Origin of the sequence: Bacillus cereus group sp. BfR-BA-01524 (assembly GCF_022662595.1) — a bacterium.
Taxonomy (GTDB): domain Bacteria; phylum Bacillota; class Bacilli; order Bacillales; family Bacillaceae_G; genus Bacillus_A; species Bacillus_A thuringiensis_S.
The window spans coordinates 33,905-48,830 of sequence record NZ_JAKUDW010000017.1; the positions used below are offsets into that span (position 1 = coordinate 33,905).

Sequence of the window (14,926 nt, forward strand, 5' to 3'; positions counted from 1 at the left end):
CCTTTCTTCTAGAACTTATTCACTAAAAGAAAGGTTCATGACTTATCATTTTAAAAAAATTGGTTCTCCGTCCTTTACTGTGTACGGTAAGGAATAAGCTGGTACAAACGGGGAAGCTTTCAAAAGTATATTCCGAATATCTTCTCCCTCCGTAAACTGCCCTTCATTTTTTTTCAAAGCGTCATATAAGTCGATTCTATAATCAACAAAAACTTCTCCTTTTTCATTAATTACAAAAGGAAGTCCCTTACCAGAATATGGGCTTGTCACTTGTGGCACATCTTTATATCCTAGTTTTTTGAAATCCAGTTCATATACACCATCTGAAATTACTTTTTTAAAAGGTGGATATTGATGTTCATCACGATACATCCTAAGCTTTAAAGATAGTTCCTGAACTTGTTCAGCCATCCTAACATCAATTAATTTTACTGTTGGATTTGTTTCAACGTCTATTAATACGTATTGATATACCCCTCCACTTTCATACGCATTCCCCGGTGCTTCTTGTATGTAGCGCGGAGCAATCTGTTGAAAATCAATTGGATACTTTTGATAAATAGGTGTACTCATATCCCTCGTCTTAATTGGCAATATCCCATCATTTTGCTCCTTAAATGTCACAACAGCTTTTTGAACAACCTGTAGCTGATCTTCATAAGGAACCGCATTTTGTTTCATATTTTCTTTCGGATACAGACACCCCGTTAAAAGGCTCATACAACAAAATATTAAAATAATATGGACTTTTTTCACTAGCAATCACCTTTTCATACTAATATAACTTGCTCGTATGTAGTATTTTCGAGACCATTCCAATTACTGCTGTACAGGTCCACTAAATACAACAAGAAAAATAACAATTCCTGACACAATCATAAGGGTGTACGCTACTAATGCTGTAATCCCTTTCAAAAATTTATTCTTTATTTTATGTCTACTTAATAAAATGAAACTTACTGCAAAAAACATAAATCCAATTGCTCCTAAAGCCAACCACATTTTCATAAGCCCTTCTGACATATACACACCCCTTTTTATTAATCTATTTTTATACTATTTTAACAAATTAAAATCTTTAAACAAATACAAAAAGAACATTTTACTACAAATTGCGAATATGTAACTTTAATCAATAGGTTTTTCAGTATTTTTCACCAATCTAGATAAAAATAAAACCGAAGCGAATGTATCTCTCGCTTCGGTTGACCAAATATGCCCAAAAACAGCTCTATTCCCATTCTTTCATGGCTATCATATGCAATCTACAAACTCTTTGTTTCTCATAATTTATTTTTTAAACATTTTGCTTAACGAGCCAAAATCTGCTGGCATATTATTATTAATAATCGCTTTTACAATTTGATCCTCTTGCTCTTTCGGCACTTCACGTCCCGCCATAAGAGCCACTTGATGAATCAATTGACGAAGTACAGTTTCATCACGTAAATTCGCATTTTGCACGGATGATGCTAATTTAAAAATATCCTCTTTATTTACTTTCGCTTCCTTCTCAATATTATTAAAAATGTTATTATCCATTCTTTTCACCCTCTCCTCAAGTTACTCTTCATCCTATGCAAAAATAAAAAAATGGTGAAAAGACCCATAAAATAAAAAAGCGACAGAAGTACAAATGTACTTCTGTCGCTTTTCTTTACAGTAAATCAGGTATAGCTTCTACTTCATGTTTTCGAACACGTCCCATCAATGAACCTACCGCATCTTTTACGTTATTCCCATTGAACAGCACGTCATATAAAGCAGCTGTAATCGGCATTTCAACTTCCATTTTCTCTGCCAATTCATGAGCAGCTTTCGTTGTTCTTACACCTTCTACAACCATACCCATGCTTTCTAACACTTCTTCTAGAGAGTGTCCTTTTCCAAGCATATTTCCAGCGCGCCAATTTCGGCTATGAACACTTGTACAAGTTACAATTAAGTCTCCCATACCAGTTAGACCAGCAAACGTTAACGGATTTCCGCCCATTTTTCTTCCTAAACGAGCAATCTCTGTTAAACCACGTGTCATCAATGCCGCCTTTGCATTATCACCTAATCCAAGACCATCAGTTATACCAGCAGCTAATGCGATAATATTTTTTAGCGCACCACCAAGTTCAACTCCAACGATATCTGGATTTGTGTATACACGGAAATAACTATTCATAAATAAATCTTGTACTTCCTCAGCCGCTTCCATACGCTTTGCTGCAGACGTAACTGTTGTCGCTTGTCGTAAACCAACTTCTTCAGCATGACTCGGTCCAGACAGTACAACAACATCTTTAATTAAGTTCTCTGGAATTTCTTCCTCGATCACTTCCGAAATACGTTTTGACGTACCAGGTTCAATCCCTTTACTCGCATGAATCCAAGTAATCGGTTCTGTAACAATTTCTTTCATCTCTTGTAATACATCTCTGTACGCTTTCGTCGGTACTACTAGCAGTACTGTATTTACATCTACTAATGCTTCTTCTAAAGAAGAGTAGGCTACGATTGTGCTTGGCAATGTAATGCCTGGGAGATATCGACTATTCTCATGTTTCGTATTCATTTCATCCATAAGTTCTGGGCGATTTCCCCAAATACGTACATCATGTCCATTGTCAGCTAATACCATCGCTAACGCTGTTCCCCAGCTACCTGCTCCTACTACTGTGATTTTTGTCATAAAATCACATCCTCTCCATTAGTCTCTTGCTCGAGCAATAATGTGAATCGGCGTTCCTACAAAACCGAACGCTTCACGTAAACGATTCTTTAAGAAGCGCTCATATGAAAAGTGCATTAATTCTGTATCGTTTACAAACACAACAAATGTCGGTGGTTTTACCGCAACCTGTGTCGCATAGAAGATTTTCAGACGGCTACCATTATGAGTCGGTGTTGGATTCATCGCTACCGCATCCATAATTACATCGTTTAATACGTTTGTTTGTACACGGATACTATGGCTTTCATTTACCTCATTGATAACCGGTAATAACGTTTGTGTACGTTTTTTCGTTTTTGCAGATAAGAATACAATCGGTGCATAATCCAAGAATTGGAAATGAGCACGAATGTTTTCTTCAAATGCCTTCATTGTTTTTTCATCTTTTTTCACTGCATCCCATTTGTTTACAACGATAATAACAGCTCGTCCTGAATCATGAGCATATCCAGCGATTTTTTTATCTTGCTCAATAATTCCTTCTTCTCCGTCTAAAACAACTAAAACAACGTCAGAACGTTCAATCGCTCTAAGTGCACGAAGTACACTATACTTTTCTGTACTTTCATATACTTTTCCTTTTTTACGCATACCAGCTGTATCGATGATTACATAATCTTGATCATCTTTACTATATGGTGTATCGACAGCATCACGCGTCGTTCCTGCGATATTACTTACAATTACACGTTCTTGACCAAGAAGTGCATTTACAAGCGATGATTTCCCTACGTTTGGACGTCCAATTAAAGAGAAACGGATTGTTTCATCGTCATACGCTTCTTCTTCAATCTTCGGAAAATGATTTGCAGCTTCATCTAACAAATCACCAAGTCCTAAACCGTGTGTACCTGAAATCGGGAATGGCTCGCCAAATCCTAATGAATAAAAATCATAAATATCACTACGCATTTCTGGATTATCAACCTTATTTACCGCAAGTACAATTGGTTTTTTAGAACGATACAAAATTTTAGCAACTTCTTCATCCGCTGCAGTTACACCATCGCGACCATTCGTCATAAAAATGATAACATCTGCTTCATCAATCGCAACTTCCGCCTGTTGACGAATTTGTGTCAAGAACGGCTCGTCTCCAATATCAATTCCACCTGTATCAATAATGTTAAACTCATGATTTAACCATTCTCCCGCACTATAAATACGGTCTCGAGTTATACCTGGTATATCTTCTACGATTGAAACTCTTTCTCCAACTATTCTATTGAAAATAGTAGATTTTCCTACGTTCGGGCGGCCTACTATTGCTATTACTGGTTTCGGCATATACTTTCATCCTTTCAACTTGCTTCTGTTTATTATGTAAAAAACCCTTCTTTGTGCAAGAAGGGATTTGCATTCCAGAATATTTCTCAACGTATCAAAACACCTCACATTATAACACACGTTCCTAATGTTTCACAATAATATATACATTCTCTTGTAAGCGATGCGCAATACCATCTAAAATTGCTTCTAAATTATTTGCAACAAATTCTAGTTCCTCCGTCGACTCACAAACAAATAAAGGAGCACCACCTGCAAATTTTTCTGGCGCTGTTGTAATAACTGCCAAGATAACACTTTCTAACATCATCTCTTATCTCCCCTTCCTTTCGGGGCTTCCGATGACATATGGACAGCACTTTCTAACGTTGGTACATTTCCTATGACACTTATCGCTTTCTCTGCATCTTGATCTTGCGGTAAGACAAAAATTCCAACCCTGCCATCCTCTAAATCACGCTTTGCTAACGGTACAAGCGCTGGCGTACCAGAATCTCTATAAATCCCTAACGCCACCGAAACATCGTGTAAAACAGCTTGTCGTTGCCCTAAATTTGAGATTGTCACCATCGCATCAATTGATTTCGGTTTTAAAATAAACCCCATGCCATATTTCATAATCTCTTCTTGCCTCGCCGGCAATCCAATATTCATAATATAAATATTATCAATATACAGTCCTGCCCCTTCAAAACGAAGCGGAACGTGCTCAATTTCAACAAGATCATGTAGCCTTTTTCCAGACATTAATTTTTTCGCAATAAAAAATGCGATTATAGCCATCATTACTCCAGCAATCCATGAACGGAACCCTATATACGCAAACGTCGTTGCAAACGACGTTAACATCGCCAAATAGTTGCGACTTTCAAAAACTAATGCAATTCCTTCAATATATGTATTTCCACGCGGTACGAGCTCATATCCATCTAATTGTTGAAGCGTATTTCTTTCCATATTACGTACATCACGAAATTGCGTTGCTGCTAATGTAAGAAATGTAATGGCAGAAAAATCTTTTTTCAAAATAGACGGGATTGCAATCGCTCCTAAAGCTGCTGCAATTAACCCCATTGCGATATGAATAATTTTCCCATGCAGCCTCGTCGGATATTGCCGCGTATCCGTCCGAAGCATTAACACCCTTGTAACTGTCCCCGCTATTACGCCGCATAAAATGGCTGGTGTATATTCAGTCATGTATTACCCTCGCCTTTCTTTTACGTGTTTTTCTCTTAAACTGTTCCATGTATACTGATGCTTTTGCAATCCAAAACAATACTGCCATGAATAATGTAGAAACGGCGACGATATCAAAAAATGCTAAACTACCGTAATCATATGGAAAATTCAATTTCCGAAAAATAAATGTCACTAGCAACTCTCCTTGTAACATCCCTACATATAGGGAACATAATCGTAGTATGCGATCCCCATGCAATAACACCGATGCATACACAAGAGCACTACTTAGCAGAAAAACTCTATCCACCACAATCCAAATCGGATCATATATCTCTAACAGATGAAAACTTGTATATAACATTGCAATAATAAGCGCCGAAAGTAAGCTATATAATTTTTTCCAAACAGAATATAGCGTGATTCCTATAAAAGAAATAATACAAAGTAAAAGAGCATTTACTGATACCATGAATGAGGCAATCGTTACATGTAACGGAGAGCAAATTATAAAAATCAGTATACAAGCGCCTAACTTCCACCGAATATGGTCCTTTTTCATAAAAAAGGTTACGACAATCCACCCTATCCAAGCTATAAAATAAAAAGTACTTCCATCCATCAACTTCACCTCCTATGTTTTCCATTATGGGAACTTTTTATGAAAGTTAATCCACTTTATTTACGCATAGTTTTTTCTTATAACAGCAACACTTTTAACAAGGAGGTGTTATTCATTATGGGTAAAGATCGCCAAGAACGAAAACTGCGAGAATCACGCCGCGTTGAATCTGATCGTAATCAATCACTACAATATCCAGGCGCAACTGGACTTGATACACCAGAGCAAGCTCGAAAACAAAACCAGCACTAATGAATACAAAAAGACGGTTTCGATATTGTACGAAACCGTCTTTTACATAATCATTTTAATGTTTTTTATTTATATTGAAATAATATTTTGTATACTATATCCTCCTATCACTTCTTTTTACCTCCACCTATTTCCCTTAGAAAATCAAGCCCTCTCCAAAAATCTAGTAACTAATCATCTTCATTTTTTAACCTTTTTTCAATTACAACTTTTATAAAATACCAATTCCATTTTTTATTACGAGAAAGAAAACAAAACAAAAAAATCAACCGAACGGTTGATTTTTTATCTCCTACTATAATGCGCAGTATCAATACCACGCTGCATTAACCAATGATATGTTTCACCTTTTACAACAAGAGGTACAGATTGCAACTCTTCTATCGTCTTCGCACCGAGAGCTGCCATAATAAATTTCAAATCTGTATGCAGAAACTCAATTTCATCCACTAATTTCTCGATACCATCTTCCATTAAAATACGTAAAAAGTAACCAGCAAATGCAGTTGTATTCGCCCCTAATGCGATTGCTTTCGCTACGTCAAGCGCTGTTTGTATACCCCCAGATGCAATAAAAGAGAGGTTATTATTTGTAGAGGTTGCTTCAATAATCGAGGTTGCTGTTTGTATGCCCCAGTTATTAAAATAAGAAAGCATTCGCTGTCTTCTTTCATTTTCAACAGCAGCAAAATTCGTACCACCTTGTCCACCAATATCAATTGCTGCTACACCTACGTTTGCTAACTGTTGTACCGTTTCCTTACTCATCCCAAATCCAACTTCTTTTACAATGACAGGAACTTTACTATTTAAAACAATTTTCTCGATTCGCTGAAGTACACCAGTAAAGTCACGGTCTCCTTCTGGCATCGTTAACTCTTGTATGACATTTAAATGAATTTGCAATGCATTCGCTTCAATCATATCAACGGCACGCTCCGCCTGCTCGATAGTTGCCTCACTACCTAAATTAGCAAAGAAAATACCATTTGGGTTTACCTTTCTGATCACCTTATAAGAAGCAGCCTCACTTTCATCTTTTAACGCCGCCATTTGCGAACCTACAGCCATAGCAAGGTTATGATGTTTCGCTACATATGCTAATTGCTCATTAATATGTAACGTTTTCTCTCCTCCACCACCAGTCATCGCATTGATAAAAATCGGCGAACTTAGTGAAAGTTCGCCGATTTTTGTTTCACATGTTATTGTGTCATAATTTGAATTTGGCAAGCTTTGATGCACAAAACCAATATCATGAAAGCCATGCGTACGAGACTGACCAGTAGAAAGAGCGTATTCAATATGATCTAATTTACGTTTTGCCCTTACCACTTGTACCCCTCATTATTTCTTTAATTTTTTCAGTTGTTCACCAATAATATCACTTAATTGGAAAGTAGCAGAATCAGCATTTGGCTCATACTGACTATAATCTTCAATTACATTATTTTCCTCAAGCGCTTCTTTTATACTTAAAGAAATACGTTTCTCTGCTACGTGAACTTCAAGTACTTTCACTTTTACTTCCTGTCCCATTTCCAATACTTCACTCGGGTTTTTCACGTGACGATTTGCAATTTGCGATACGTGTACAAGTCCTTCAACGCCAGGTAAAATCTCAACGAATGCACCAAATGTAACAAGGCGTTTTACTACTCCCTCACGAATATCTCCAGCTTTTATTTCGCCAGCAACGTTTTCCCAAGGTCCTGGTTGAGCTGCTTTAATTGATAAAGAAATACGTTGTGTATCAGCATCAACAGATAACACCTTTACCTTAACCTTTTGACCTTGCTCTAATACTTCAGAAGGTTGCTCTACACGTTCGTGTGAAATTTGTGAAATGTGAACTAAACCGTCCACGCCACCAACGTTAACGAAAGCACCAAAGTCAGTTAATCGTTGCACTGTTCCTTCAACAACGTCCCCTTCTTTTAATGAAGAAATTGCTTCTTTTTTCTTAGAATCTAGTTCTAATTCTACTACCGCTTTATGCGAAAGGATTACACGATTTTTTTCACGGTCTAATTCAACAATTTTCACCGCTAATGTTTTACCTTTATAGTCAGTAAAGTCTTCTACATAATGTACTTCTACAAGTGAAGCTGGGATAAAACCGCGAACACCAAGGTCCACAACCAATCCGCCATTCACGATATCTTTTACAGTAACATCAAATACATGACCAGAAGTAAATTTCTCTTGTAATTCTACCCATGCTTTTTCTGCATCAACAGCACGTTTAGATAAGACAAGATCATCTTCTTCTAATTTAATAATTTTCAACTCTAGTGTTTGATCTAATTCTACAACATCGCTTGCTTTTTCAATATGAACGTTAGCTAATTCACTAATTGGAATTACGCCATCTGTTTTGTATCCAACATTTACAAGCACTTGTTTCTCTTCAACTTTCGTTACAGAACCTGTAACAACGTCACCAACTTGTAATTCTTTTGAATCCATAACTTCTTCATTCATTTTCTCTACCATGGAAATACCTCCCTACAGAATTGACAAAGCATTTTTATGTATATACGAAATGAAAACAAAGTTTTCATTTGCATGTTTAAGAATTTCTCATCACATACTCTTTTTCAATATCATTCACAAGAAAATATATTAAACCTATATAAATAGTATACAGCAAAACCAGCTTGAAAAAAGTATGTTTTGAAATATAATAGCGAATATATTCTGACAGTTTTATTCCTCTTTAACTAACTTCTTACAAATCAGCTCATTTGTCAAGGAAAGAGACTCACAATTCACGTATCCTTTACATTTCTATTTAAACAAAAAAAGAAAGAGGACTATCCCCTTTCTTTATTTCGCAAACACTCCTGAAACAATACTCATAATTTTTTGGACAACTTCTTCAATTGATAAAGAAGTCGTATCTAATTCCAATGCATCATCAGCCTTTTTTAGTGGAGAAACTTCGCGTTCTGAATCTAATTTATCACGCTGAGCAATTTCTTCTTTTAGCTGCTCTAAATTAGAATCGAAACCTTTATTTAAATTTTCTAAATGTCTTCTTTCCGCTCTTTCTTCAACAGAAGCAAGCATAAAGATTTTCACTTCAGCATCCGGTAATACATGTGTACCAATATCACGGCCGTCCATTACAACGCCGCCTTTTTTCGCTAACTCTTGCTGACGACGTACCATTTCTTCACGAACAAGGCGATGCTTCGCTACAATAGATACTCGATTCGTCACATCAGGTGTACGGATTACTTCAGAAACATCTTGTCCATTCAAAAATACAAGCTGTGTATTTTCTCCTTGCTGAAACTCAATATTTACATTCTTTACAACTTCCATTAGCTGTTCTTCATTTTCAATGTCTACTTTTTGTTCAAGGGCTGCATATGTAAGCGTACGGTACATCGCGCCTGTATCAATATAAACGTAAGAAAGTTCCTTCGCAACAACTTTTGCCACTGTACTTTTCCCAGCAGCTGCTGGACCATCTATAGCAATTGAAATTCGTTTATCCATTGTAACACCTCATTTTTTCACTTATAAAACAAAACGAAAAGCAGGTGTTCACCCTGCTTCTTCTCATTTGCTTCACGTCATTAAATCCTCAATTATTGTAGCATAATCCTTCATAGAAGAAAATGAAAACTACCTATTCACCTGCAAGATTTCTGCTTTGTTTTTTACCATGACACCTTCGTAATAAACAATTTTAGATAAATATTTCACTGATGATTTATGTATAAATAACAATTGTACAACAGAAAGACAAATGAATTGTATTATTAATATACGAATAAAAATTGTCTCCATCTTTTTCACCGTAATTGCTCCCTCCTATACTATATTTGCACATTTCGTTTCACGATTTTATACATCGTACATATAGCAGTTAATTTTATTGTCATTTTCGAGGCATACTTTTATACATTTCCATTGTCGAATTTACTCAAAACATGTTATGTTCTAAATGTATTTTTTTACTTGAAAGGGGTATAAGCATTGAAAAGAATCCTAGTTTTACACACAGGTGGAACAATTGCAATGGAGGAAGATAAAGAAACTGGGGTCGTACAACCAGGTGAAAAAAATCCTCTTTTAAAATTCATTCCTGATTTAGAAGGCGATGTTGATTTAATCGTTGAAGATGTGTTCCATCTACCATCTCCTCATATGACACCGAGCGAAATGTTACAATTACAAGTCATCATTGATGAAAGAGTAAAACAAGACAATATTCATGGCGTAGTCATTACGCATGGCACGGATACATTAGAAGAAACAGCCTATTTCTTAGATTTAACAGTACAAGCAACTATTCCGATCGTTGTGACAGGTGCAATGCGCTCTAGCAATGAGTTAGGTGCTGATGGTCTATATAACTTCTTATCAGCTGTAAAAGTTGCTAGTTGTGATGAAGCTGCAGGAAAAGGTGTTTTAGTCGTATTAAACGACGAAATTCATTGCGCTACAAATGTAACGAAAACACATACAAGTAATGTCGCAACATTCCAAAGCCCACAATATGGACCAATTGGAATGGTAACAAAACGCGGTGTTGTCTTCCATCACGCTTTAGTACATCACGAAACATATACGATAAACAAAGTGTCTAAAAATGTAGTTGTTCTAAAAGCATATGCCGGCATGGATGATACATTATTAGCAGCAATCGAAAATCTTCCTGTAGACGGTATTGTTATCGAAGCGCTTGGACAAGGTAATCTACCTCCAAGAACACTTCCTAGTCTAGAACGATTATTAAATAAAGGTATTCCTGTCGTATTAGTTTCTCGCTGTTTCAACGGTATCGTTCAAGACGTATATTCGTATGAAGGTGGCGGTAAACACTTAAAAGATATGGGCATTGTATTCACATACGGCTTAAATGCACAAAAAGCACGCATTAAATTACTTGTCGCATTAGAGAATACAAATTCTCATGAATCCATTCAAAATATGTTTATGCACGAATAAAAAGGAGCTGTCGAGGTTTTCCCGACAGCTCCTTTTTATTTTTCTCTTGATGCAATAGTTTGTGCAATCGCATCTCCATGAAATCTACCGTTCTCGATAAATATTTCATTTGCATTATTTCCAGCAGCTATGACACCTGCAATGAAAATATTTTCAGCATTCGTTTCCATTCTATCCTCTGTATAAATCGGACGTCCTGTTTCTTCATCAATCTGAACACCCATCTTTGTTAAGAAGCTATGGTCAGGATGATAACCAGTCATCGCAAATACAAAATCATTTTGGATTGTAAAAGCTTCACCATCAACTATAAATGTTAATGTATGCTCAGTAATTTCTTTCACATGAGCCCCGAAATGCATTTGAATTGTATCGTTCCGTACTAACGCCTCAAATTCTGGCAAAATCCAAGGCTTTATGCTTGGTGAATACTCACTTCCACGATACAGTACCGTTACACGCGCACCAGCTTTAACAAGTTCTAACGCGGCATCTACACTCGAGTTTTTCCCACCTATAACTACTACATCTCGATCAAAATAAGGGTGCCCCTCTTTAAAATAGTGAGCTACTTTCTTCAATTCCTCACCTGGAACATTCATATAATTTGGATTATCATAATATCCAGTTGCTACAACAATATATTTCGCTATATATATTTCTTTACTTCCGTCACGCTTTGTCGTCTTAACCTGAAAAACTTCTCCATCTTTTTGAACTTTCTCCACTCGCTCAAAAGCATTTACACGTACAGATTTACGTTTTACTACTTCACGATAATACGCAAGCGCTTGATTTCGAACTGGCTTACGATTTTCTGTAATAAAAGCTACATCACCAATTTCTAATTTTTCACTAGAAGAGAAAAATGTTTGATGAGTTGGATAATTATAAATGGTATTTACAATGTTTCCTTTTTCAATTACTAATGGATTTATCCCTACCTTTTGCAACGAAATCGCTGCCGCTAATCCGCACGGACCGCCTCCGATTATAATAACTGTTTCTTTCTGCATACTCGTCCACTCCTAGTCTTCTACCAATACACTATTTATAAAAACAAGAAAAAACCTACTTACAGCAGTAGGCACCTATCTTTATTGTATTCATTTTTCATATATTTGTCATCTAAACGAAACGTACATCCGATAGACATCTGCTAAAAACTGCTGAAATTTAATACCTTGTTTCCCTAATACATTCTCAGGATCAATCTTTCTAGCCGGATCAAGCGTTTTATGTGACACGATATCTTTTTTCGGATTTAAGCCAAAGTTTTGGCATAAATACGCATGATACCATGTAAAACGATTATATGCTTCCCAAAAGTTAACATCACCGCCATAACAAAGTTCCACTCCAATGGCCGCCTTATTCGCGTCATAGCCGTATAAGTCATTATCCGTCGGCACACCATATCGAACATGATACGCAACTTCATTTATAGGAATAATCTCCAATATTGTTTTATCATCTATAAATGTATGCGCCGAAGCTTTCGGTTGTAATTCATTAAAGTAATCTCGATTTCCTATCGCATTGCTTCCAGGATTCCCCGTATCATGACTTACAATAAATCTCACTTTAGTTAGAGGAATCCCCGGTCGTGAACTTCCATATCCAATATAGTTGCGCTCTATAGGAAACATCGCCATTGCTACCAACTCCCGCTCTAGAAGATTACCTTACTTCCTTATATATGTATTCGGTAGCAATGTCCTTATCGCATATTTCTTACGCGAAGAGAAAATCGAAAATATTTGAAGTGAACACCATAAACAACAAGATACTTACAGCCACTCCATAAAAACCGTAAAACCAAACACAATCTTCTTTCGTATCTAAGCCGAAAAATTTGTTTACCGATTGTAATAATGTGCCACGCTTGCTTTGTTTGTTTCGTAATACTTCCACTCGCTCTACAACATCTGCTGGCATCATAAATCTTTGGTCTACTGTCATTTTCATCATTTATCTCTCCTTAAAATCATTTCCGTTTTGTTTATCTAAGGAGAGTATAGCACGTTTGTTCGCACGGAACAAGCGTTCTTTTTATTTTTGTTTTATTTTTCAGCAATCCAAGTAAAAATTGAGATTACAAAGGCAATAATCGGCCCTACTACAACCACACCAAATATCAAAAACAGTAGCCCTTCCCCGAACATCCGAACAGTACTTATTTTTCGAGCTTTCACCGTCCTTGCAAGTTCTCCCTCTAACCTCTTAACCTTTTCTTCTAATTGTTCTACTCGTTCCAGCATTTCATTCTCCATATACAACACCTCATTTAATACTTCAACAAAAAAACGTGATTCCCTCGAAAGGAAATCACGTTTTCTCAAGATATAATATTTTATACCCAACCTCTGAAGCGGCTTGCTTCAGCCATTTTACGAACACCAATCATGTACGCCGCTAAGCGCATGTTCACTTTACGAACTTGTGCTGTTTCATAAATAGAATCAAATGATTTTACCATTACTTTTTCTAAACGTTGTTCTACCTCTTCTTCAGTCCAGTAGTAACCTTGGTTATTTTGTACCCACTCAAAGTAAGATACCGTTACACCACCAGCACTTGCTAACACGTCTGGAACAAGTAAAATTCCGCGATCTGTTAAAATTTTAGTCGCTTCTAATGTTGTTGGACCATTTGCAGCTTCAACAACTATTTTCGCTTTAATATCATTAGCATTTTCTTCTGTAATTTGGTTCTCAATTGCAGCTGGAACTAAAATATCGCAATCAAGTTCTAACAATTCTTTGTTTGAAATTGTATTGTTAAATAGCTTTGTTACTGTACCGAAGCTATCACGACGGTCTAATAAATAATCAATATCTAATCCGTTTGGATCATGTAACGCGCCGTAAGCATCTGAGATTGCAATAACTTTCGCACCTGCATCATGCATAAATTTAGCTAAGAAGCTACCAGCATTACCGAACCCTTGAACAACAACGCGTGCACCCTTAATATCAATGCCACGTTTTTTCGCAGCTTCGCGAATACAAATTGTTACACCTTTCGCTGTTGCTGTTTCACGTCCATGTGATCCACCTAATACAAGCGGTTTACCTGTAATAAATCCTGGTGAATTAAATTCATCAATACGGCTATACTCATCCATCATCCATGCCATAATTTGAGAGTTTGTGAATACATCTGGAGCTGGAATATCTTTCGTCGGACCTACGATTTGGCTAATTGCTCGTACATAACCGCGGCTTAATCTTTCTAACTCACGGAATGACATTTCACGTGGATCACAGATAATTCCACCCTTACCTCCACCATATGGTAAATCAACAATACCACATTTTAAACTCATCCAGATTGAAAGTGCTTTCACTTCATTTTCTGTTACATTCGGATGGAAGCGAATTCCACCTTTCGTTGGACCAACAGCATCATTATGTTGTGCACGATACCCTGTAAATATTTTAACAGTCCCGTCATCCATACGAACTGGTATTTTCACTGTCATCATACGAATTGGTTCTTTTAATAATTCATATACTTCGTTTGGATAACCCAATTTTTCTAACGCTTCACTAATAACAATTTGTGTTGAATTCAATAGTTCAAAATGTTGTTCCCTTTGTTGTTGTGTTTTTGTTTGAGTTCCCTTTTCGGCTACCATAGTAAGTAAACCCCCTGTAATTTCACTTGTTTAGTAAACCTTCATTGCCTAGTATACACCCTTAAATTTGGAATGCAATAGAAAACGCTAACAAATATATACAAACTATTTTCTGTTGCAAGCGTTTTCACTATTATTATAGTCCTTTTATTACTTTTAGAAAAGTAAAATACTTAAATATTTAAATATTTTTTATTTTCCTCAGTCACACTCCCATAAAACTACATATTTTATTTTCAAAAAGTATGTTCGAGTA

General features: G+C 36.4%; 19 protein-coding genes. 2 read left to right on the forward strand and 17 right to left on the reverse strand.

Annotation, left to right across the window (positions count from 1 at the left end; genetic code table 11):
• Nucleotides 1-45: 45 nt before the first annotated feature.
• The 8 genes from MR170_RS08305 to MR170_RS08340 form a co-directional block, all read right to left on the reverse strand.
• The gene (locus tag MR170_RS08305; RefSeq protein ID WP_029441852.1) at nt 46-756 is read right to left on the reverse strand and encodes a hypothetical protein; all 711 of its coding nucleotides are present in this window, start codon (nt 754-756) and stop codon (nt 46-48) included.
• Nucleotides 757-819: 63 nt separating this feature from the next.
• Entirely contained in the window at nt 820-1,023 is a 204-nt protein-coding gene (locus MR170_RS08310; RefSeq protein ID WP_001289004.1) for a DUF2768 domain-containing protein, read from the reverse strand.
• A gap of 267 nt (nt 1,024-1,290) precedes the next feature.
• On the reverse strand, nt 1,291-1,542 hold the full coding sequence (locus MR170_RS08315; RefSeq protein WP_000369753.1) for a stage VI sporulation protein F: 252 nt from the start codon (nt 1,540-1,542) through the stop codon (nt 1,291-1,293).
• A gap of 115 nt (nt 1,543-1,657) precedes the next feature.
• On the reverse strand, nt 1,658-2,680 hold the full coding sequence (locus tag MR170_RS08320) for an NAD(P)H-dependent glycerol-3-phosphate dehydrogenase (protein ID WP_016082265.1): 1,023 nt from the start codon (nt 2,678-2,680) through the stop codon (nt 1,658-1,660).
• Nucleotides 2,681-2,698: 18 nt separating this feature from the next.
• On the reverse strand, nt 2,699-4,009 hold the full coding sequence (gene der, locus MR170_RS08325) for a ribosome biogenesis GTPase Der (RefSeq protein WP_001125890.1): 1,311 nt from the start codon (nt 4,007-4,009) through the stop codon (nt 2,699-2,701).
• 124 nt (nt 4,010-4,133) lie between these two features.
• Nucleotides 4,134-4,319 carry a capping complex subunit for YIEGIA gene (locus MR170_RS08330; protein ID WP_016082266.1) on the reverse strand — a complete coding sequence of 62 codons (186 nt, stop codon included), beginning with the start codon at nt 4,317-4,319 and terminating at the stop codon, nt 4,134-4,136.
• A complete protein-coding gene (locus tag MR170_RS08335; RefSeq protein ID WP_016082267.1) occupies nt 4,316-5,209 on the reverse strand; it encodes a YIEGIA family protein in 894 nt (297 codons plus the stop codon). The genes MR170_RS08330 and MR170_RS08335 overlap by 4 nt, the downstream gene beginning before the upstream one ends.
• Nucleotides 5,202-5,813, reverse strand: a complete 612-nt coding sequence (locus tag MR170_RS08340) for a YphA family membrane protein (protein WP_016082268.1) — start codon at nt 5,811-5,813, stop codon at nt 5,202-5,204. The genes MR170_RS08335 and MR170_RS08340 overlap by 8 nt, the downstream gene beginning before the upstream one ends.
• A gap of 117 nt (nt 5,814-5,930) precedes the next feature.
• Here MR170_RS08340 and MR170_RS08345 point away from each other — a divergent pair, with 117 nt between their 5' ends.
• Nucleotides 5,931-6,065 carry a YpzI family protein gene (locus MR170_RS08345; RefSeq protein ID WP_000513902.1) on the forward strand — a complete coding sequence of 45 codons (135 nt, stop codon included), beginning with the start codon at nt 5,931-5,933 and terminating at the stop codon, nt 6,063-6,065.
• A gap of 285 nt (nt 6,066-6,350) precedes the next feature.
• Here MR170_RS08345 and MR170_RS08350 read toward each other — a convergent pair whose 3' ends face one another.
• The 4 genes from MR170_RS08350 to MR170_RS08365 form a co-directional block, all read right to left on the reverse strand.
• A complete protein-coding gene (locus MR170_RS08350; RefSeq protein ID WP_016082269.1) occupies nt 6,351-7,400 on the reverse strand; it encodes a type 2 isopentenyl-diphosphate Delta-isomerase in 1,050 nt (349 codons plus the stop codon).
• A gap of 12 nt (nt 7,401-7,412) precedes the next feature.
• The gene (gene rpsA / locus MR170_RS08355) at nt 7,413-8,561 is read right to left on the reverse strand and encodes a 30S ribosomal protein S1 (RefSeq protein ID WP_016082270.1); all 1,149 of its coding nucleotides are present in this window, start codon (nt 8,559-8,561) and stop codon (nt 7,413-7,415) included.
• 333 nt (nt 8,562-8,894) lie between these two features.
• Nucleotides 8,895-9,572 (reverse strand): (d)CMP kinase, encoded by a 678-nt coding sequence (cmk, locus tag MR170_RS08360; protein WP_000361252.1) that lies wholly within the window; start codon nt 9,570-9,572, stop codon nt 8,895-8,897.
• Nucleotides 9,573-9,701: 129 nt separating this feature from the next.
• A complete protein-coding gene (locus tag MR170_RS08365; protein WP_016082271.1) occupies nt 9,702-9,875 on the reverse strand; it encodes a YpfB family protein in 174 nt (57 codons plus the stop codon).
• A gap of 180 nt (nt 9,876-10,055) precedes the next feature.
• Between MR170_RS08365 and ansA the strand changes: the two genes are divergently transcribed.
• Entirely contained in the window at nt 10,056-11,030 is a 975-nt protein-coding gene (gene ansA / locus MR170_RS08370; protein ID WP_080117234.1) for an asparaginase, read from the forward strand.
• 35 nt (nt 11,031-11,065) lie between these two features.
• Here ansA and MR170_RS08375 read toward each other — a convergent pair whose 3' ends face one another.
• The 5 genes from MR170_RS08375 to gudB form a co-directional block, all read right to left on the reverse strand.
• On the reverse strand, nt 11,066-12,046 hold the full coding sequence (locus MR170_RS08375; RefSeq protein ID WP_242307929.1) for a YpdA family putative bacillithiol disulfide reductase: 981 nt from the start codon (nt 12,044-12,046) through the stop codon (nt 11,066-11,068).
• 108 nt (nt 12,047-12,154) lie between these two features.
• Nucleotides 12,155-12,685, reverse strand: coding sequence for a peptidoglycan recognition protein family protein (locus MR170_RS08380; protein ID WP_001240655.1), 531 nt, complete (start codon nt 12,683-12,685; stop codon nt 12,155-12,157).
• Nucleotides 12,686-12,764: 79 nt separating this feature from the next.
• Nucleotides 12,765-13,001 (reverse strand): DUF3961 domain-containing protein, encoded by a 237-nt coding sequence (locus tag MR170_RS08385; RefSeq protein WP_001983018.1) that lies wholly within the window; start codon nt 12,999-13,001, stop codon nt 12,765-12,767.
• Between the two features lie 92 nt (nt 13,002-13,093).
• Nucleotides 13,094-13,303: a hypothetical protein gene (locus MR170_RS08390; RefSeq protein ID WP_016082274.1), complete on the reverse strand. Its 210-nt coding sequence runs from the start codon at nt 13,301-13,303 to the stop codon at nt 13,094-13,096.
• Nucleotides 13,304-13,383: 80 nt separating this feature from the next.
• Nucleotides 13,384-14,670, reverse strand: coding sequence for an NAD-specific glutamate dehydrogenase (gene gudB / locus MR170_RS08395; RefSeq protein ID WP_000225172.1), 1,287 nt, complete (start codon nt 14,668-14,670; stop codon nt 13,384-13,386).
• Nucleotides 14,671-14,926 lie beyond the last annotated feature (256 nt).